Below are 19,254 nucleotides of genomic sequence, written 5' to 3' on the forward strand. Positions count from 1 at the left end.
GTTGACCCAAGGCGCGAGGGCGCGCGAACATCCGGCGACCCCTTGGCGACCCTCCCCGCGACACGCCACCTCGCCGCGCTCCTCGCGCTCGCCGCGAGCGCCTGCTCCCGCAGCCCCACGGCCGGCACCGACGCGGGGCCTGGCCCGGCCGGCAGCGCGAGCTCCTCGGCCAGCGGCGCGGGCGAACCGACCGCTCCCCTGCCCCCGTCCACGGCCGCGCCGCTGCGCGCGCCGGTCCGCGAGGGCGGCGCCCTGTCCCGCGCCGCGCGCGAGGACGCGCTCTATGTGGCCGACGAGGACCACGGCGTCGTGCGCGTCGTGCCGCTGCCGCTCGACCCCGCCCGGCCCGGCGCAGGGGTCCCCGCGCCAGGCAGGCCCGCGCAGGTGCTCGCGCTCGGCGGGCGCGGCGAGCACGACGCACGCGTGCTCGCCACCGTCCGCGATCCGGGGCTGCTGCTGATCTTCCGGCCGGATCCTGCGGCCGGCCTCGTCGAGGTGGGCCGCGTGCCGCTGCCCGCCGACGCGTGGGGCATCGCGGTCACGCCCGACGAGAAGACCGCGATCGTGACCTCGGCGTGGACCCACAAGGTCTCGGCCGTCGACCTCGAGGCCGGGCAGACGCGGTGGACCGTCGACGTGGCGCGCGAGCCGCGGGGCGTGGCGGTGCTGCCCGACGGCAGCGCCGCGTACGTGAGCCACCTCGTCGGCGCCGATCTCACGAGGATCGACGACCTCGGCGGGGCGCCGAAGGTCCGGCGCGTCGCCCTGCCCGCCTCGCCGCTGCGCGCGCCGTCGGGCGAGCGGCTCGCCGCGTCGCTGGGGTATGCGCTCTCGCTCTCCGAGGACGGGCGGCGCCTGTTCGCGGCGCGGCACGCGCTCGGCGCCATGGGCCACGCCGCGTGGTTCGGCGCCGCGACGGTGGACGTGCTGATCACCGGTCGGGACGAGCCGCTCGCCCCGCCGCACCACGGCAACCTGCCGGTGCTCCGGTCGGCGTTCGCCGAGCAGGTGATCACCCCGGAGAGCGTGATCACCCTGCCCGGCGCGGGCGTCACGCCCGTCACCCAGCCGCGCGCCATGGCGTACCGCAAGCGCGCGCGCACGCTGCTCGTCGCGGGCGAGGGCGACGATCTCGTGCTCGAGGTGGACGCGACAGCGGTGGATCCGACGCTCGCGATCGTAAGGAGCTACCCGGTCGGCGGCCGCTACGATCCGCACATCCGCGTGGCCGGCACGTGCGGCGCGCCGACCGGCCTCGCGCTCTCCGCGGACGAGGCGACGGCGTGGGTCTTCTGCCGATCGACCGGCGACGTGGCGGCGCTCCGGCTGCACGATGCGGCGGCGGGCTCGACCGTCGCGCCCGTGGGATCGGCGGGCTCGGCCGGCCCCGCGCCGGCGTCCGCCGCCGGGGGCGTGGCGGAGGGGCCGTCGGTGCTCGTGCACCTCGCCGATGATCCGCTCGGGCCGGAGGTCGCGAAGGGCCGCCGGCTCTTCTACAACGCGCTCGACGCCACGGTGAGCGGCAACCTCGGCTGCGCGGGATGCCACCCCGACGGGCGCGACGACGGGTACGTCTGGCGCGAGGCCACCTTCAGCACGGCCGACGGCGAGCACGCGAACTTCGTCGGGCGGCCGGAGAACATCCCCGAGGTCGCCAGGAAGCGAGGGGTTCCGCGGCGCACCCCGATGCTCGCCGGCAACGTGGGCGCGGCCGGGCCGTACGGCTGGCACGGCGAGAGCGAGGACCTCGTCGGCAGGCTCCAGACGGGCATGGGGCTGCACCGCTGGGGCGGGCTGCCGATCGACCATACGCCGGCCAGCCTCGCGGCGCGGGCGACCTATCTCGCGATGTTCCTCCGCCGGGGCCTCGTCACGCCGCCAAGCGCCGAGAGGGCGCCGGACGAGCGCGTGAAGCGCGGCCGGGAGATCTTCCACAGCGACGAGGCGAAGTGCTCCCGCTGCCACGTCCCCACGAGCGATTACACCGATCGCACGGCGTACCCGATGCCGAAGCGACCGCCGCCGCCGGGCTACGACGAGGATCCGCGCCCCGAGTACAAGACGCCGTCGCTGCGCTTCGTCGGAGGCCGGCCGCCCTACCTTCACGACGGGCGCGCCGGCACGCTGGCGGAGCTCATCGAGCAGAACGCCGACTGGATGGGCAAGACCAGCCACCTGTCGCCCGAGGACAGGGCGGCGCTGGTGGCGTTCCTGGAGACGTTATGAGGCCGCGCTCCGTGCTGCTCGCCTTGATGGGCGCCGGCGTGGCCTCCGTCCTGGCCGCGGCGTCCGGGGCGCCTGGCGCGCAGCCAGGCGGCGCGCCCAGGGCCGAGGTGCGCGCCTCGCAGCCTGGCGGTGCGTCCAAGGCCGCGGCGGGCGCCGCGCAGCCCGGCGGCGCGTCCAAGGCCGCGGCCAGCGCCGCGACCGACGCCGGCGCGAGGAACGCCACCGCGACCGACGCCGGCGCGACCGATGCCGGCGACGAGCTGCCCCTCGACGCCGCGCCCTTCCCGCCCGAGCCGTCCAAGCAGCCCACGGCCGCCGAGTGGAAGGCGGCGCCCCGCGTCCGCCTCTCCCGCGCCGGCCCCGCGGCCGCAGGCTGCCGCGCGTACAGGGCGAGGGAGTGGCTGCGCATCCGCTGCCCGGAGCTCACCGTCTCGGCCATCTCGCTGCTCGGCGGGAAGACCGAGGGCGTGGCCTTCTGGATCGACCCGCCCCGCGGCGGCAGCGAGCTCCCGCGCGGGGGCGAGGTGATGTTCCCGATCCGCCGCGGCGATCGGCGGGTGATCCAGATCCTGACGTTCGGCCCGGGCTACGACGGGCCGTTCACCTTGTTGCCGGCGATCGTCATCCAGGAGCAATGGCTGGAAGACGAGCCGGCGCCGACCGTGACCGCCTCCTGAGACACCATGCGATCCCACACCACGCTCCGCGCCATCTCCTCGCTGTTCCTCCTTGCCGCTGCGAGCGGCGTCCTCGTCGCCGCGTGCGGCGCCGCCCCCGCGGCTCCCGGCGGCCCGCCCGCCGATCAGGCGCCCGCCGCGCAGCCCACCGCCACGAACCCCGCCTCGCCTGCTGGGACGGCGCTCGCCCCGGCGCCGCCCCAGCCCGACCCGGCGGTGGCCTCGGCGCCGGCGAGCGCCGGGCAGGCCGGCGCCGAGCCGACCGCCGCGCCCCCCGAGGCGGCGAAGCCATCGGACGGCTGTCCCGACGGCATGGCCCGGGTCCCGGGCGGCAGCTTCGTGATGGGCCCGCTCAAGGTGAAGGCCACCGTGGGTGACCTCTGCGTCGACAGGACCGAGGTCACCGCCGAGGCCTTCGCGGCGTGTGTCAAGGATGGCAAGTGCACGGATACGTTGGCCAATTGCGCCAAGGAGGCGTCGACCTACGGCGTGGCCGGCAAGGAGAAGCAGCCGATGGTCTGCGTCGACTTCTCGCAGGCCCAGGCCTACTGCGCGGCGCAGGGCAAGCGGTTGCCGCGCGACGACGAGTGGGAGTGGGCGGCCCGCGGCGGCGAGGAAGCGCGGCCGTATCCGTGGGGCGAGGAGGCGCCGAAGGATCAGCTCTGCTGGTCCGGCGGCGGCACCGCGCGCAAGACCGCGTGCGACGTGGGGAGCTTCCCGGCCGGCGCGAGCCCGCAGGGCATCCAGGACCTGGCGGGCAACGTCTTCGAGTGGACAACCAACGCCAACGACGGCAAGGGCAAGATGCGCATCGCCCGCGGCGGCAGCTGGCGCGACGGCATCGCGCCGCTCGTCAGGACCGCGCGGCCGGGCGGCTTCGAGGCGACGTACCGCTGCGGGTTCCTCGGCATCCGCTGCGTCGTCGAGCCGGCGGCCCAGGCGACCAAGTAAGCCGTGCCGAGGCGTCAATAACAGTCCGGCGTGGCGTCGCCGCCGGGGCAAGCCCCGCTGACCTTCGGCTGAGTGACGCTGCACGCTGCAAGGCCCTCGAATACGTTGTTCGACGTCAGATCGGGACCCGCTTGGTCCGAGTCCCACCCGCTCACGATGCCGCCCCCCGCCGATTCGACGAAGCTCGAGTTTTCGATGAAGGCGCCGTCGGGGCGCCAGCCGGTGAGGATGAGCGCGGCGTCGTTGGCGCCCGGACCGCATCCGAAGCTCGAGATCTGCGAAGCAGCGCCCGCATACTCGATCCGCACGAAGTCGAACACGTTGCCGCCTGCCGGCGCGCCCCCCCAAGCGACACCCACCCAATCACCGGGGGCTTTCGTGTCGTTCGCCGAAGTGAAGACGATGGGCTTGGCCGCCGTGCCCTGCGCGACGACGTGCACGGGGCCCGAGGCCGAGCCGAGCGCCAGACGGGAATCGGCCGGGAATGCCACAGTGACCCCCGCTTCGATCGTGAAATCGAGGGCGTTCGCGTCGTCCGGCTCGAGGTGGAAGTCGCCCGAGGATACATAAGGCACGCCGCGATCTCGAAGCACGACGTCGGCGGGATACCGATCGGCCGCGTCGACAAGGACCGCGTCGCGCGCGTTGTTCACGTAGTCTCCGCGCGGGATCGAGCTCAGCGCCGCCGTGGTCACGGCCAGGGGGTAGAGGGTCTCCTCGTTGCCGACTGGCGTCACGGCGCCGGCACCCTCGATGACGAGCCCATCCGAGGCCGCCGAGAATGCCGTGAAGTCGCCCAGATGGACGCCAATCCCGGCCGAGTCCGAGAGGGTGACGTTGACCAGGTGAACGCTGTCGTTCGCTGGCAGCCCGCGAGCGCCCATGGCGACGATGGCACCGTTCGTGGTCCCCGTATTCACGCTGCCGCCTCCGACAATGACAGTATTTTCGAGCTCGATCGACCCCGTCACGTCGACCCAGAGGCTGCCGAAGTAGGAGCCCTCGCTCTCCGAGGTGAAGGTGGCGGGGCGAAGGGTGCCTGCGTCGACCTCTCCCGTGGCGCGCAGCGCAGCGGGCTCGCCGGACGAATCGCCAATCTCGATGGTCTGGTCTTCAGCGATGACGACGACCGCGCATGCCTCGACCGTCACGGTGGCTCCGCGGATGGCGATGCTCGAAGGAACGTGATGCGGGCTCGCCTCGGCCGTCCAGGTCTCGTCCGCTTCGATGAGGAACGTGTCGTGGACGCTGCCGGCTCCCGTCGGCTCCGGGCAAGGGGATCCCTGCGTGGAGGGGGAACCGCCCGTTCCCGCGGAGCCATTCCCCGTTCCGCTTGAGCTCGACGCTCCCCCCGCGCCGCCCGTGGGCTCCTCGGGAGAGTCGCTCCCGTCGCAGCCGAAGGCGACCGCGCCAGCGGCGAGGGCGAGCGTGACGAAGACCGCGGCGTGTTTCCTGTTACCGACGACGTGCTGATGTTTTTTCATGTGACCCTCGACCACCCTCCCTCAAATACACGCACTGCCAGAAATTCCCATGAAATTGAGGGGATCTCTCAGGGGCCTGACCGATGCCCCGGCCTTCGAGGATCCGGTCGCCCATCGACTGCCCGGCGCACACAGGTTCGCCGTATACAATATTCCCCACCTTGCACGCCTCGAGGATCGAGCCACATACCCCGGCAGACAAGCTCGGAAGCGAGAAGTCAAGCCCGCCAAAGCTGTCTTGGCAAACACAGCTGACAAACCCACCGGCAGTCCTGCAGTTCCCCGTAATCGTGTTACCGGTGCACACCTGGCGCGCCGAACAAAAATCTTCACCCTCCTGCACCGTGGAGGGTGAACACGTCCCCGGGTCGTGCACGACTGTCGACGGCTCGGGTTGCAACGGCGCTATCGGACCATTCGCCTCGGGCGTAGCGCTGCCCACCCAGCGCGCGTGGGCTTCCAGGTTGTCGGCCACGTGTCGGAACAGCTCCGCCAGCCGCTCGGGAACCACCGCGTCGTTCGCCAGATCGCGTCCACAGGGCTCGTCCATCGGTACCTCCTGTCCATTCGCCCCAACGCGCGAGGCGTCGGGTCGTGACCGCAGGCCGCAGTCCAGGAGCGGGCGGTCGGGCGTGTGTTATCCATGGCGGCAGCAGTGTTGTCGTCCCCCCGCCCGCCATGATGGCGGGTTGCCCGTCCCGGAGCCCTGTCGATGACCGACGTCCACCACGCCGAAGCCACCGCCTTCTTCGACGACTTCGTCGCCGCGTTCGCGCACTTCGACGGGCCGCTGATCGCCCGCCGCTACCACGTGCCGTACCTCGCGATGCACGCCGCCGGCCTGCACGACCTGCTGACGAGCGCGGAGGCCGTCGGGGCCTACTTCCAGCGCATCGTCGATCAGTACCGCGGCGACGGCTGCACGGCCTGCCGCCACCGCGGGCTCCAGGTGGTCACGATGGGGGGCGAGGCGCTGCTCGCCACCGTGTCGTGGGACCTGCTGGACGCGTCAGGCGGCGTGCTGTCGACCTGGCGCGAGAGCTACAACCTGCTGCGCACGCCGCAGGGGCTGCGCATCTTCGCGTCGACGGACCACTGATTCAGAGGAGCTCCGCCGTCGCCTGGCGGGGGTGACATCCATTTGAAATTCAGACTCCTCGTAGCGGCCGTGCGCTCCCGGCGCGGAAGCGCAACAAGGCGACCGCCTGAGCGCGAGCGGCCGACGAAGCCGAGCGCGCGACGGTCCTCGAGAGGATCGCCGGCGCCGGACCTCGGCCGATCAGATGCTGCACTCCACGAAGCCCTGCGTATTCGTGGAGACGTTCATCTCCCACCTGGATTGGGTGGCGTCGTACCGGACGACCACGCCGGTGGAGACGCCACCGCGGAGAATGCCGCCGATCCCCTTGAGCCAGCACGTCTTGCCGGTCGCCGCGGGGCCCAGGTTCACCGACCCTGCCTGGATGCCGTGGTAAGCCTCGCCGAGGTAGTCCGTCACCTGTACACAGCTCGCGTAGCCGGCGACCTTCCCCTGCCCGTGGAGGTACCAAGAGCCGCCGTCTTCCTCCACGCCGATGTAGTCCGACGCGTCGGCGAAGTTGTCGCCGCCCTCGTAGTTGATGACCTGCGTCAGGAAGCAGCGTCGGTTGTTGCTGGTGGACGCGAGGTACACCCTGGGGTTGGTCGTGATATAGCTGTTGTTGGAGTAACCGACTTGCGTGATCATGGTGCCGGGGTTGGCGAGCCCACCGTAGGCGCGAACCGACACACCCGAGTCGGCGTGCGCGAACACGCGCGCCGTGCCGAGCCAGCTGTACATCGCGACGTTGCCACCGTCCCGAAGGTTTCCGGTCACGCCCATGATGTAGGCCGCGTTCCCGCTCCAGGTGCCGAGGTTCTGGAAGGCGTTGCCCGACGTCGCGGTGGCGCTGCTGTACCCGAACGCGGCAAACGCCTGCTCGGCGGTGCCGATCGCATCGTCCTCGCCCCCGTCGACGTCGCCGTTGCCCTGATCCGGGCCCTCGACCTCGACGTTGCACCCCAGGAGGGCGACGACCGAAGCGACCGACAGCAGCCGAAAACAAGCGCGAGCTAGTTGCATGTGCATAGCATGTTCCCCTTTTCGAACGCAGCGGGCCGAGGCGGCGCGCTGCGACGGCAATGCTACGCGGACAACTGTGGTACCAGGCTGGACCATGTTCGAATTCTTGAAGCCGGCGCGCTTGGTCGACATCGTGGGCACGGAGCTCATCCTGGGCGTCGGGATCCACGCCTTGCGCGCGCGCGGTCCCGTGCGGGTGGTCGAAGCCGGTGGACGTTTCGACTTGCGGGTCGGCCCCGCGACGCTGGAGACGTTGGACGGCGCCGCGTGGTCGGCGTATCCGTTCGCGCTCACAGCAGGGCTTGGCGGGGACGCGCAGTTCGAGGGACGGACTTTTGCCGTCGAGCCGCGCGAATTCACCGTGCTCGAGCTCCCGGGTGAAGTTTGGTTTGGCTTGGAGGTGCGCTTGACGGAGCAGCGCACCACGAGCGGCCCCTGCCTCGTCAGTTCGCGGACCGTGAGCCTCGGCGTCACGTCTACGCGGCGCTTCGCCAGGCCACTGGAGAAAGCCCAATGGATCGCTGGATCCCCGTGGCGCGCGTCGACCGCGCCGGAGGTATGGCCACCCGAAGTCGTGCATCGCAGTCTGCTCCCCGAGCAGCACACCGCGGTGCACGTCGCGCCCGAGCTCTATGGCGTCTTGCGCGATCGCGAGGAAGGAGACTTGCGCTTCAGCTTTCCTCGCGAGAAATACGAGGAGGCCCTCCGGATCTGGCGCAGCGTCGCCATCGCCGTCGAGGACACCGAGATGCGGCAGTCGACGAGCCCGTCGCTGCGCGACCTGACAGGCCCGCAGCTCTCCGCATCCTCGCTCTTGTTGCTACCGTGGCTCGGCCTCGAGCTCACGCGACGCGCCCGCGGAAATCCCATCGTGCAACTCTTCAACGATCAGCTGTGCTGTATCGACGACGAGGACCCGGACTGGCGCGAAGCGCTGGCAGCGGAGGGCACGCGCCTTTCAAGCAGCCCCGACGGTCTTGTTCAGAGCCCGCCCTTGACCTTTCGCGACGGCGCGTGGGTGGCCGCCGAGTGATTGCTTTGGGCGCCCCGGCAATACCCCGCCTCAGCGCGCTGCGCACGGCGTGGCGTGTCGTGCGCCGATGGGTGACCGGCTGTCAACTCGGCGAGGGGTAGGCGCGCGTCGCGGTGGGTGCGCGGCGGCGCGCTCAGAACATGGCGCGGGGGTTCGGCGCGTCGGCCGGGATGTCCTGCAGCACGTCCCAGTGCTCGCAGAAGCGCCCGTCGGCGACGCGGAAGATGTCGACCACCGCGACTCCGCGCGGCCGCCGCGGGTTCACGAGCTTGTAGTGCACCACGGCGTACTCGGCGTCGGCGATCATGCGCTGGATCTCGACCTGCGCGCCGTGAAGCGGCGTCTCGCCGTCGCGGAAATAGGCGATGAAGGCCTCGCAGCCGTTCATCCCGGGCGCGGCGCGCGCGTCGGGGTTGTGGTCGACGAAGTCGGCGGTCAACAGCGCGCGGACGGCGTCCCAGTGCCTGCCGACCACGGCGTCGTACAGCTCGAGCAGCATCCGCTTGTTGCGTTCGGGGTTCATACGGAGGGGGCGTGCCTTTCTGCACCGGGGAGCATGGTCGCTCGCCGGTGCGTGCTCACCCTCGCAGCGGGGCGCGCGGCGGGCTTGAATCTGCGCGCCAATCGTCGGCCGCATCGCGCGCGCGCACCGCGCCGTGGGCGCGTGCTAGCGCGTGCGCGCGACCGCGCGGTACGCGCTCGGCGGCATGCCCGACGCGGCGCGGAACTCGCGCGCCAGGTGGGCCGCGTCGCTGAACCCGTACGCGTGCGCGATCTCGGTGAGCGGCCGAAGCGAGCCGGCGATCGCGACGGTGGCGTCGCGCATGCGCACGCGGCGCGCGAGCGCCGAGGCAGTGGTGCCGTGTGCCGCGAGCCGGCGTTGCAGCGTGCGGACCGACTGGCGCGTGGCGTGCGCGAGGCCCTGCGGCGTCCACGGCGCGTGCAGCTCGCGCGCGATCGCCGCGAGCGTGGCGGCGACCGGGTCGTCCGCGGCGCTCGGTGGGTGCAACGTCTGGCGCGCGGACGGCGCCGGCGCGGTCCGGCGCGACCACGCGAGGCGGAGCGCGACCGGCGGCTCGGCAAGCGACGCGGGCCCGAGCCAATGGGCGTCGCAGGCGAGCTCGCGCCACGGTCCGCGCGCGGCGCGCGCCGCGACGACGAGCTCGCCGTGGCCCATCCGGCGCAGCAACGCGGCGAGCACCCCGGTGATCATCACGGTCTGGCTCGCGGGGGCGAGAGCGCCGGCGTACGGCTGCGCCGCGAGCTGCAGCGCGCCGGCGCCGTCGAGCGCGAACCGCGTCTGGTGGCGCACGCCCCAAGCGCGCTCGAGCGCGCTCCAGCGATGCGCGAGCTGCGCCACGCTCCCGGCGCTCTCGAGCAGGTAGAGCGTCGGCGAGAAGGTCAGCGCGTCGAGCCCGTCGCCCAGCGCGAAGACGGCGCCGAGCCCACCGACGCGTGCGCGCTCCGCGACGAGCGCCCGCAGCGGCGCCGCGGGGCTGAGGGCCTGCAGGGCGGGGTCGGGCGCGCGCGCGACGTGCGCGTCGCGCGCGCGGACGCGCTGCGCGAGGTGGAGCAGCTGCAGGCTGACGTTCTGCGACACGGCGTGTGGGCGCAGCGACAGGCGTGTGGCCGGCCGCGCGCGAGTGTGCCACCTGCGCGCGCGGGCCGCCACGGTCGTGCGCCCGCGAGGGCGAAGGGCGCGCGCTAACCTCCCCCTCCTGGGCGATCTCTCGCCGCCAGAGCGCGATATCGCCTTCGGCGCGCCCGCAGGCTGTGGAGTGAAGGCTGCCTCATCGTTGGTGCTAGCGAGGTCGACGACAGGCGCTACCCGCGGCATCGCCGGCGGGGCGCTCAGGAGCTCCGAGAGGGTGCGAGCGGCGATCTGCGCGGTCGTGAGGTTGCCCGCCGCGTGGGCGGCGGTGATGGTCTGCATCCGGGTCGCGAAGAGCACCTGGCGCGGACTGTCGGCGAGTAGACATCTGCCTTGACCCCCTCGAAACCCGCGCAAATCCGCGTAATCGTGCCATCCCGCTCCGCCGGGGCCTATCCTCATGGGTCCCCGCTCCGGGTGAAAAGCAGCCTCGGTCACGGGAAGGTTCGCGGGCCGAACGACCGTGGAGGCGCGCCGGCCACGTCATGTCAGCGATCGCAACCCGCGCCGACCGGCTCGAAGGTGATGCGATCGAAGATGGAGACGTAGTCGGGGGACCGCACGCCCGTGTAGGCGATCATGCCGACCTGAAGTGTCGCCGGCAGATCGGCGCGGGTGATGGGCGCGACCGACGTCGGCCACCCCGTGTCGCCTGGGTGGCGGTAGTAGATCGTGAAGGTCGCGCCGGTCCGGCAGAGCCGCAGCTCGGCGTCGGCGGTGAAAGCCGTCTCGCCGTACGTGCTCCTGCTGTTGGTGGTGCTCTTGTGCTCGACGGCCAGCTGGTTCATCTCGGCGTAGCCGACCACGCCCAGCACGTAGTTCTCGGAGCTCCCGCTCGGGTTCCGGCCCATGAGGCCGCCGACGTCGGCGAACTGGTTCGGCGTCTGGTCGCGGTTCGACGCCCGCCGGGCGTGGACGGTGGTGGTGACCTTGAAGTCGCCGGTCACGAGCTTGTAGACAAGCACGCCCTGGCTCGCCTGGTACCACAGCGCCCCGCCGTGCGGCGTGAGCGAGAGCGCGCCGCCGCTCACCACCACGTCCGCGAGGTCGGGCCGCAGCACGGTCCAGTCCGGCGAGAGCGCGCTGCCTTCGAACTCGTCGCCGGCCGGGAACGCGCCGCCCGTGCCACCGCCCGGCGCCGCGCCCCCCGTGCCGGCGCCGCCAGCTACCGCTGCGCCGCCCGCGCCGCCGTTCCCCGCCCCCGCCCCTCCGGCTGCCTCGCCTGTGCCGCCCATTGCGGCCGTGCTGCCTCCGGTTTCGGATCCGCCGACCGTCCCCGAGGCGTCTGCCGCGGGCCCGCCCCCCGTCCCCGGCGCGCCTGCGGTCGCGGAATCGCCGCCGGTGGCGGACGCGCCTCCCGTGCTAGAGCCCTCCCCGCCTGCGCCACAACCGGCGGCGGCAATCAGCGCGGCCGCCAGCGACCCGAGGACCCCGGCAAGCCGCCGCCCGACTGCGTTCATGGGCCCATCGTCTCCGACGTCCCGGAGAAAGACAACGGCGCCGCGCGCGCGGGTGCCCCCTCAGCGCGGACCGCAGAGGGTCCGCTGCTGTGCGCGTCTCATACAGCCATGCTGTAGCTGACGGGACATTCTTTATCTGCGATCGACCACCTCCGGGCGAAGGTGATGCGCGCCGGGACGCTGTTACCGCGGTCGGTCCGAGGCGCAGGGCCTACGTCGCGACGGTGGCGCGAGCGCTACGGTCATGCTGATGTTGCCGTCGAGCGTTCGGGCGATCGACACGGATTCACAACGGAGGCATTGGATGAACAGCACTCGATGGGTGTTTTCTCAGAACGGCGGATCGCCCGGACGCGGTGCTGCGCTGCTCGCCGCAGCATGCTTCACGGCATGCTCCTCGGTCGTCATTCCGGAGCAACGCAGCGGAGGAACAGGCGGCGACGGCAGCGCGACCAGCACCGGAGGCGCGGAGACGGCCACGGGCACCGGAGGCGCAGGAACGACCACCGGCACCGGAGGCGCGGGAACGACCACGGGCGCCGGAGGAACAGGAACGACCACGGGCACCGGAGGAACAGTCACGCCGGACGATCTACCCTGGAGCAAGACGATCGCGGGTTCCGGAGCGGAGAGTCCCCGCGCCGTGGCGGCAGATTTAAAAGGGAACGTCTTCTTGTCGGCCGAGATCTACGAGTCGATCGATCTCGGCTGCGGCCCCTTGAGCGCAGCGTCAGCGCCCCTTGACGCCCTGGAACTCGGCGCCTTCGTCGCCAAGCTCGACGCGTCGGGTACCTGCCTCTGGAACGTCGCCTTGCCGAACACGGCGAGCGGCATCGCAAAGTACTCGACCCTGGCCGCCGACGCGCAGGGCAATCTGCTCGCCGCAGGCCTGGCCCGTGGCACCATCGACCTCGGCGCGGGTCCCATGGCAGGCGCGACGGAGGGCCAGGATATCCTGGTCGCGAAGGTTGACCCCGATGGCCGCCTCCTCTGGGCGAGGCGCTTCGGTAACGATGCCGTTCAGCTCGCGCCCCACATCGCGGTCGACCGAGCCGGGAACGCGGTCGTCACCGGCGGCGCGAGGGGATCCATTCCCATCGGCGACGAGCCGATCGTGGGCGCCGGCGGCGTCGATGCCTTCGTGCTGAAGCTCAATCCCGCCGGCGAGGTGCTCTGGGGGAAGCTCTTCGGAGATCACGACTACCAGGCCTGCAGGGGCGTCGCGTTGGACAGGCAGGGCAATGTGCTCGTCATGGGCGACTTCGGAGGAACCATTGATTTCGACGGTGGCCCCCTCGTCAGCGCGGGGGACCGGGACATCTTCGTGGCGAAGCTCGACCCCGACGGCACCCCGCGCTGGAGCAAGCGCTTCGGCGGTGCGCTCAATCAGACCGGCCTCGACATCGATACCGATGAAAATGGGGATCTGCACGTCCTCGCGGCGCTCGACGGCACGGTGGACTTCGGCGGAGGCGCCCTCACCGCGAGCTCTGGTATCGCTGTCGCGAAGCTCGATCCCGACGGACAGCACATCTGGAGCAGGCAATTCGGCGACGGCATGAGCTTGGTCCATTACCAGATCGCGGCGGACGATCAGAGCAACACCGTGCTGACGGGCTCGTTCGGCGGCACGATCGACTTCGGCAACGGGCCTATCGGCAGCGGCGACGGCGCGGTGGGAGAGGCTTTCGTCGCCAAGCTCGATCCCCTCGGGGACGCGCTCTGGAGCCGACGCTTCAGCGGCGCCGGAGCGCAGTTCGGATGGGATATCGACACAGACCCCGGGGGCAACGTCTTCGTTCTCGGCGGATTCGAGGGCACGGTCGATCTCGGAGACGGCCCGATCTCCGCCCAGATGCGGGATGTCTTCCTTCTGAAGCTCTCGCCCTGATAATGGATCGCCCGGCGGCTACGGCGGCACAGGGCGCGGCGGTGACTCGATCGGTGTCGCCTACCTCGACGAGGATCAGCTCACGCTCGAGGGCGTCACCATCGCGACCGGACAGCTGGGCAAGGGCGGCACCAGCTGGAACCACGATGGCAGCACGACGGTGGGAGAGAGCGGCGAGGCCCACGAGACGTTGCGGTTTCCTGAGTAAACGGATTGAAGTCTGCTGTGGCGAGCTCTCCAGCTGGGCCGAGGGAGCGCCGACGCGGACCAGGACATCCAGACGCCCGCAGGAAGGGGCAAGCGGGCTCTGACACGGCCGCTGCGGTCCAGAGGCGCTTCGACACCGAAGGCGGCGCGAAGCGAGCTCGGACTCTCGCGGCGCAGACGTCAAGGCGGAAGGAGGAGCGGGGTCATGGTGCCGCCGTCATCCCTGACCTTGCCTCCAGCGAGCTGCCGAATGAAGCCTCGTGGACGTCGCTCGAGCCTGGCAGCATCATTTCGAGGCCGACGGCGACCTCGATCCGGCCTCGTGCTCGCGAACCTCACCCCGGCCATGCTGAAGAGCTCGCCGGCCACATGGCCGAGCTCGACCACCGTCCCGAGCGCGCGGCGCCGAGCATTGGTGTCCACCATCGCGTCCACTCGCTCAAGTTCCCCATGTCGTGTTCCAAATGGGTGGGTCGAGGGTTCCGCCGCCCGCGTTCTCGACCTTGTCGTTGACCCTCCGAGCGATGAATTGGGCACCATCCACGATCGCCTGTGTCCAGTCTACCTGTTTCAGCCGAACCCTGTCATCATCCTTGAACCCGAGAACCTCCACGGCAACAGACCACGAAGCGCCATCGAAATCGAGCCGCACATCACTGATTCGAAGCGTGATGGTCCGCTTCGGACTACCGTCCACTGGGGTAAATATCGTGGTCAGCTCAAGCATGGGGCCTCACCTGCAGCTATCCTCGCATTTGCGAAGACACTTGGCATAGTCGGCATTACACTTCGCGCGACACGTTGACGTAGGGCCGCGTTTTGTACAGTCCTCATGACAACCATCGCGAATTGCATCACAATTCACCTTGCAGCGCTCCTTGCAATCCCCATTCGCGCCATTCACCCACCGGCCTGGAGCGACCCCCATCACGCGGTCGCAGATCACGGCGCCGCACACCCGCATCATGTAGATCGACAGCGACGGCCCGAGGCTGACGCTGCCCGTCTTCGTGGTGTACCCGAAGGTGACCGCCGTCCGATCGTAGACCCCGACGCCTGCGCCGGGAACGATGCTGAGCACGTTGTGGACTTCGATCCTGAAGTCGCCCGTCCTGCGCCGCAGCCACCCGATGAAGGGGCTCACGGCGAGCTCGGGCTCGGTCCCGACCTGGATCCCGCCGACGCTCACGCCGCCGCTGAACTCGAGCGCCAGCGCCGGCGCGGGAGCGACGACGAGGGAACAAGCGCAGAAAAGGCCAAGCTTGCCGTGGAAGCGCATCGACATGGTGCAGGCTCCTCGCCGAGCGGCGGCGACACACGGTGCGGATGCACTCGTTATTCTTCCGAGTGTGCTCTGGGCGTCAAATAGAAACTCGGCGAGCGCATCCGAAAGGACATGAGCCGCTCCGTTCCGGGCATTCGCCCGTGCGCACACGGTTCCGCGGTAAGAGAGCACCGCTTCGAGAGAGAGCGTCTTGTCGGCGAACATGCGCGCGAGCAGCGGAGAGAATTGACCTTCCATCCCAGAACCCGTTCCGCTCTCTCGATCTCTCGCGCTGCCCAGCGGACCGCCGGGCTCGCGGGCGGCCGCTGCCCCGTCCGGCGCTCGCGCCTTGCCTTCCGGCCCGGCGCAGCGCACCTTCGCGCCCAGCGACCATGCCCAGCGACGACCCCTATGTGATGCCCGCCTACGTCAAGCTCCTCGTCGCCGACGCGGAGCGCTCCGCCTCGTTCTACGAGCTCCTCGGCTTCACCCGCGTCCACCAGGATCCGGTGTTCATCCACCTGCGCTGGGCACGCTATGCCGATCTCTTCCTCGTCGCGACGCCGCCGGGGATCTCGCTCGCGGGGCAGCGCGGCCTCGGCGTCATCGTCTGCTTCAGCGCCGCCGGCGACCGCGGCATCGAGACCATCGCCGCGCGCGCCGCGGCGGCCGGCGCCGCCGTCGACGGGCCGCGCGACCAGCCGTGGCACACACGGGAGATCGTCGTCACCGACCCCGACGGCTACCGCCTCTGCTTCGTCGAACCGAGCACGCCGCTCCCGAGCTGAGGCACACTGCCGGCGCCTCCCAGGCGGCGCTGGGCAGGCTCGTGTATCATCCCACCGGCATGTCGCCGGAGCCGTCGCAGCCCAGGCCCATCGGGCGGTATCTGCTGTACAGCCCGATCGCGTCCGGCGGGATGGCGTCCGTGCACCTCGGCCGGCTCGTCGGCGACGCGGGATTCTCGCGCACCGTGGCCATCAAGCGGCTGCACCCCGCGCTCGCCGAGGCGCCCGAGATCGCCGAGAGCCTGCGCGACGAGGCCCGCATCGTCGCGCGCATCCAGCACCCCAACGTCGTCGCCATGGTCGACCTCCTCGTCGCCGAGGACGAGGCGTTCCTGGTCATGGAGTACGTGCGGGGCGAGTCGCTGGCGCGGCTGCTCCGGGCGGCGCGCGCGGGCGGCGCGCCGGCGCCGGTGCCCATCGTCGCGAGCATCGCGTGCGGCGCGCTCCACGGCCTGCACGCGGCCCACGAGGCGCGCAGCGAGTCGGGCGAGCCGCTCGGCATCGTGCACCGGGACGTCTCGCCCGAGAACGTGCTCGTCGGCGTCGACGGGACGGCGCGGCTGCTCGACTTCGGCATCGCCAAGGCGCGCGGGCGGCTCAGCACCACCCGCGGCGGGCAGATCAAGGGCAAGCTCGCGTACATGGCGCCCGAGCAGCTCCTCTGCGCCGACGTGACCCGGCGGACCGACGTGTTCGCGGCGGGCGCGGTCCTCTGGGAGGCGCTCGCAGGCCGCCGGCTCTTCGACGGCGGCGACGAGGGCGACCTCATCCGGGCCGTGCTCGAGGAGCCGATCCTGCCCCCTAGCTCGCTCGCGGCGCACGTGCCGCCTGCGCTCGACGCCATCGTCCTCCGCGCCCTCGAGCGGAACCCGGAGGGCCGCTACCCGACCGCCCGCGAGCTCGCGGTAGCCATCGAGGACGCCGTCCCGCTCGCGTCGCCGCGCGCCGTGGGCGAGTGGGTGGAGGCGCTCGCCGGCGACGCGCTCGCGCGGCGGGCGGCGCGCGTTGCCGCCATCGAGAGCGCGTCGGCGGGGATCCCGAGCGGCCCGGCGACGGCCAGCTCGGGGGCGGCCGCGCGGGTCGGGTCGGGCGCGCCCGGCGACGGGGCAAAAGCCGAAGGCGAGCCCACGCCGCCGGGCGGCCCGGCGCGGGGGCTGGCGGAGACCGCGCCCTCGATCCCGTCGAGGGCCCTCGATCAGGGGACGCCGGCGGCCGAGCCCCCGCCCGGATCGGTGACGTCCAGCGGGATCTCGCTGGGGCTGCCTGCGACCGACGGCGCGCGGCGCGATGGTCCGCCCCCCACGGCGAGGAAGCGCGCGCGCCCGCTGCTCGCGCTGCTCGGCGCGCTGCTCCTGGGCGGCGCGGCCGCGCTCGCGACGCAGTCGTGGCGCCGCGCCCCTCCCGGCCCGGAGGACGCCGCGCGCGCGGTCCACGCGGCGCCCGCGGCGCAGCCGGCCGGCGCCTCGACGGCGAGCGCGGCGAGCGCCGTCGCAGCGAGCCCATCGAGCACCGCCGCGGCTGCCCCGACGAGCGCCGCGGCTGCCCCATCGAGCACCGCCGCGCCTGACCCGGCAAGCGCCCCCGCGGCCGACCCGGCGAGCGCCATCGCGCCAGCGCCCGCACAGCGCCCGGCGCGCCCGGCAGCCGGCGCGCGCGCGCCTGCCCCCGCGGCACGCGCGACCCGCGCCGACGCCCAGCGCTGCTCCCCGCCCTATACCGTGGACAAGGCCGGCATACGCCGGCTCAAGCCTGAGTGCCTGTGAACCGATGAACCCTTCGTGTCCCGCCCGCGCCCGGCTCGCGCTCTCCCTCGCCGCCGCCGCGGCGCTCTCGCTCACCGGTGCCCGCGCCGACGCCGCGCCCGACAAGCAGGCGTGCGCCGACGCCTACGAGCGCGCGCAGGGCCTCCGCCACGACGGCCGGCTGATCGAGGCGCGCGCCGCGCTGGTCGTCTGCTCGCAGCCGACGTGCCCGGCGGCCGCCGTCGCCGACTGCGGGCCGTGGCTCGCCGCGGTCGAGCAGAGCCTGCCCTCCGTGGTCGTCGCCGCGAGGGACGCGCACGGGCGAGAGCGCCTCGACGTGCGCGTGCTCGTGGACGGGCGCCCCCTCGCCGCGGCGCTCGACGGCAAGGCGCTGCCGGTCGACCCGGGCCCGCACACCTTCCGCTTCGAGCCCGCGACGGGCCCCGCCGTCGAGGAGCGCGTGCTGATCCGCGAAGGCGAGAAGAACCGCCTGCTCACCGTGACCCTCGGCGCACCTTCGGCCGGCGCGCCCCCCTCGCCTCGTCCGCTCGCCCCGCGCGCCGCGCCGCCCGCGGAGCCCTCGGTCCCGGGGCTCGTGTGGGCCTCCGGCGCCGTCGGCGTCGCTGGGCTCGCCGTGTTCGCCGTCGCCGGCGCCCTCTCGCTGAACGCCGAGGCCGACCTGCGCGCCACGTGCGCCCCGCGCTGCGCGGAGGACGAGGTGCGCGCCATCCGGGTCCAGCACGCGGTCGCTGACATCGGCCTCGGCGTGGGCGTCGTCGCCCTGGGCGCCGCTGCGTGGCTCTACATGACCCGGCCGGCTGCGGCGCAGCCCCCGAAGGCCGGCGCGACGGCGCTCTGGCCGTTCATCGCCGGCAACGCCGCGGGCGTCGCGGGGGCCTTCTGATGCGCGCGTCGGCCCGCGCCCGCGGCGGCGCCGCCGCCCTCGCGGTGGCGCTCCTCTCGGCGTGCTCGCTCCTGCGCCCGCTGCACGGCCTCACCTGCGAGCCCGGGGCCGGCAACGCCTCGTGCCTGTACGGCCAGCCCTGCGACGCCAGCGCCGACTGCACGACGGCCGCGTGCACCGAGGGGGTCTGCCAGTGCCCCGCCGGCATGGTGACGATCGAGAGCTCGTTCTGCATCGATCGGACGGAGGTGTCGAACGCCGCCTACCGCGCCTTCCTCGCCACGCAGCCGGACGTCGCGGCGCAGGCGCCGTTCTGCTCGTTCAACAGCACCTTCGATTTCGACGACGCCGGGCCCGACGCGCCCCTCGTGTGCACGGCGCGCCGCAAGGAGGACGAGCACCCCGCCACCTGCGTCGACTGGTGCGACGCGCTCGCCTTCTGCAAGAGCCAGGGCAAGCGCCTCTGCGGCGAGCGCCACGGCGGCCCGCTGCCGTTCCGCGGTGACATGGCGCAGGGCGAGTGGTTCGACGCGTGCAGCAAGCACGGCGCGCTCGCTCACTCCACCGGCGAGTTCGACGCTCTCCACTGCAACGGTGACAGCACCGAGACGGTGCCGGTCGGCGACGACACCAGCCTGGCGTGCGAGGGCGGCTATCTCGGCCTGCAGCACATGAGCGGAAACGTCCGCGAGTGGGAAGACGCGTGCTCCGACGACGTCGGCTCCGGAGACCTCTGCAGGACCCGGGGCGGGGCGTTCGACAGCGAGGGAACGCTCGAAGAGCTCCGGTGCGACGCGCCCGACGAGCGCGAGCGCGCCGACACCGATCACACGATCGGGTTCCGCTGCTGCAGCGGGTAGCGCGGAGGCCGTTGA

Annotated in this window: 17 protein-coding genes and 1 pseudogene; 11 read left to right on the forward strand and 7 right to left on the reverse strand. The window is 72.2% G+C overall.

Going from position 1 to position 19,254, the window contains the following annotated elements:
• Positions 1 to 42 precede the first annotated feature (42 nt).
• The 3 genes from WME97_RS22220 to WME97_RS22230 are packed head-to-tail and all read left to right on the forward strand — an operon-like array spanning position 43 to position 3,854.
• Positions 43 to 2,226, forward strand: coding sequence for a hypothetical protein (locus WME97_RS22220; RefSeq protein WP_437554699.1), 2,184 nt, complete (start codon positions 43 to 45; stop codon positions 2,224 to 2,226).
• Positions 2,223 to 2,903, forward strand: a complete 681-nt coding sequence (locus WME97_RS22225) for a hypothetical protein (protein WP_437554701.1) — start codon at positions 2,223 to 2,225, stop codon at positions 2,901 to 2,903. The genes WME97_RS22220 and WME97_RS22225 overlap by 4 nt, the downstream gene beginning before the upstream one ends.
• 6 nt (positions 2,904 to 2,909) lie before the next feature.
• The gene (locus WME97_RS22230) at positions 2,910 to 3,854 is read left to right on the forward strand and encodes a formylglycine-generating enzyme family protein (RefSeq protein ID WP_437554702.1); all 945 of its coding nucleotides are present in this window, start codon (positions 2,910 to 2,912) and stop codon (positions 3,852 to 3,854) included.
• 14 nt (positions 3,855 to 3,868) lie between these two features.
• On the opposite strand, the gene WME97_RS22235 is transcribed toward WME97_RS22230, so the two are convergent.
• Positions 3,869 to 5,338 carry a hypothetical protein gene (locus WME97_RS22235; RefSeq protein WP_437554704.1) on the reverse strand — a complete coding sequence of 490 codons (1,470 nt, stop codon included), beginning with the start codon at positions 5,336 to 5,338 and terminating at the stop codon, positions 3,869 to 3,871.
• Positions 5,339 to 6,050: 712 nt separating this feature from the next.
• Here WME97_RS22235 and WME97_RS22240 point away from each other — a divergent pair.
• Positions 6,051 to 6,437, forward strand: a complete 387-nt coding sequence (locus tag WME97_RS22240; protein ID WP_437554706.1) for a hypothetical protein — start codon at positions 6,051 to 6,053, stop codon at positions 6,435 to 6,437.
• A gap of 180 nt (positions 6,438 to 6,617) precedes the next feature.
• On the opposite strand, the gene WME97_RS22245 is transcribed toward WME97_RS22240, so the two are convergent.
• Positions 6,618 to 7,439 (reverse strand): hypothetical protein, encoded by an 822-nt coding sequence (locus WME97_RS22245; RefSeq protein WP_437554708.1) that lies wholly within the window; start codon positions 7,437 to 7,439, stop codon positions 6,618 to 6,620.
• 94 nt (positions 7,440 to 7,533) lie between these two features.
• Here WME97_RS22245 and WME97_RS22250 point away from each other — a divergent pair, with 94 nt between their 5' ends.
• Entirely contained in the window at positions 7,534 to 8,472 is a 939-nt protein-coding gene (locus WME97_RS22250; RefSeq protein WP_437554709.1) for a hypothetical protein, read from the forward strand.
• Positions 8,473 to 8,605: 133 nt separating this feature from the next.
• Here WME97_RS22250 and WME97_RS22255 read toward each other — a convergent pair whose 3' ends face one another.
• The 3 genes from WME97_RS22255 to WME97_RS22265 all read right to left on the reverse strand — a co-directional run bounded on the left by WME97_RS22255 (position 8,606) and on the right by WME97_RS22265 (position 11,583).
• Entirely contained in the window at positions 8,606 to 8,995 is a 390-nt protein-coding gene (locus WME97_RS22255; protein WP_437554711.1) for a nuclear transport factor 2 family protein, read from the reverse strand.
• Between the two features lie 144 nt (positions 8,996 to 9,139).
• Positions 9,140 to 10,072 carry a helix-turn-helix transcriptional regulator gene (locus WME97_RS22260; RefSeq protein WP_437554713.1) on the reverse strand — a complete coding sequence of 311 codons (933 nt, stop codon included), beginning with the start codon at positions 10,070 to 10,072 and terminating at the stop codon, positions 9,140 to 9,142.
• A 539-nt stretch (positions 10,073 to 10,611) separates the two neighbouring features.
• Complete coding sequence (locus WME97_RS22265; protein WP_437554715.1) at positions 10,612 to 11,583, reverse strand: hypothetical protein; 972 nt, start codon at positions 11,581 to 11,583, stop codon at positions 10,612 to 10,614.
• 304 nt (positions 11,584 to 11,887) lie between these two features.
• On the opposite strand from WME97_RS22265, the gene WME97_RS22270 reads away from it, so the two are divergent.
• Positions 11,888 to 13,474 (forward strand): hypothetical protein, encoded by a 1,587-nt coding sequence (locus WME97_RS22270; protein WP_437554717.1) that lies wholly within the window; start codon positions 11,888 to 11,890, stop codon positions 13,472 to 13,474.
• Between the two features lie 4 nt (positions 13,475 to 13,478).
• Positions 13,479 to 13,682 (forward strand): annotated as a pseudogene (locus WME97_RS22275) (hypothetical protein); the annotation flags it as partial.
• Between the two features lie 438 nt (positions 13,683 to 14,120).
• Here the strand turns inward: WME97_RS22275 and WME97_RS22280 are convergent.
• Both WME97_RS22280 and WME97_RS22285 read right to left on the reverse strand, forming a co-directional pair.
• Positions 14,121 to 14,408 carry a hypothetical protein gene (locus WME97_RS22280; protein WP_437554719.1) on the reverse strand — a complete coding sequence of 96 codons (288 nt, stop codon included), beginning with the start codon at positions 14,406 to 14,408 and terminating at the stop codon, positions 14,121 to 14,123.
• Between the two features lie 6 nt (positions 14,409 to 14,414).
• Positions 14,415 to 15,203, reverse strand: coding sequence for a hypothetical protein (locus tag WME97_RS22285; RefSeq protein ID WP_437554721.1), 789 nt, complete (start codon positions 15,201 to 15,203; stop codon positions 14,415 to 14,417).
• A 134-nt stretch (positions 15,204 to 15,337) separates the two neighbouring features.
• Here WME97_RS22285 and WME97_RS22290 point away from each other — a divergent pair, with 134 nt between their 5' ends.
• The 4 genes from WME97_RS22290 to WME97_RS22305 are packed head-to-tail and all read left to right on the forward strand — an operon-like array spanning position 15,338 to position 19,239.
• A complete protein-coding gene (locus tag WME97_RS22290; protein WP_437554723.1) occupies positions 15,338 to 15,733 on the forward strand; it encodes a VOC family protein in 396 nt (131 codons plus the stop codon).
• Between the two features lie 59 nt (positions 15,734 to 15,792).
• Positions 15,793 to 17,496 carry a protein kinase domain-containing protein gene (locus WME97_RS22295; RefSeq protein WP_437554725.1) on the forward strand — a complete coding sequence of 568 codons (1,704 nt, stop codon included), beginning with the start codon at positions 15,793 to 15,795 and terminating at the stop codon, positions 17,494 to 17,496.
• Positions 17,497 to 17,500: 4 nt separating this feature from the next.
• Positions 17,501 to 18,379: a hypothetical protein gene (locus tag WME97_RS22300; RefSeq protein ID WP_437554727.1), complete on the forward strand. Its 879-nt coding sequence runs from the start codon at positions 17,501 to 17,503 to the stop codon at positions 18,377 to 18,379.
• On the forward strand, positions 18,379 to 19,239 hold the full coding sequence (locus WME97_RS22305) for a formylglycine-generating enzyme family protein (protein ID WP_437554729.1): 861 nt from the start codon (positions 18,379 to 18,381) through the stop codon (positions 19,237 to 19,239). The genes WME97_RS22300 and WME97_RS22305 overlap by 1 nt, the downstream gene beginning before the upstream one ends.
• Positions 19,240 to 19,254: the final 15 nt, after the last annotated feature.

It is taken from the genome of Sorangium sp. So ce367 (assembly GCF_051520455.1).
GTDB lineage: Bacteria > Myxococcota_A > Polyangia > Polyangiales > Polyangiaceae > Sorangium > Sorangium cellulosum_B.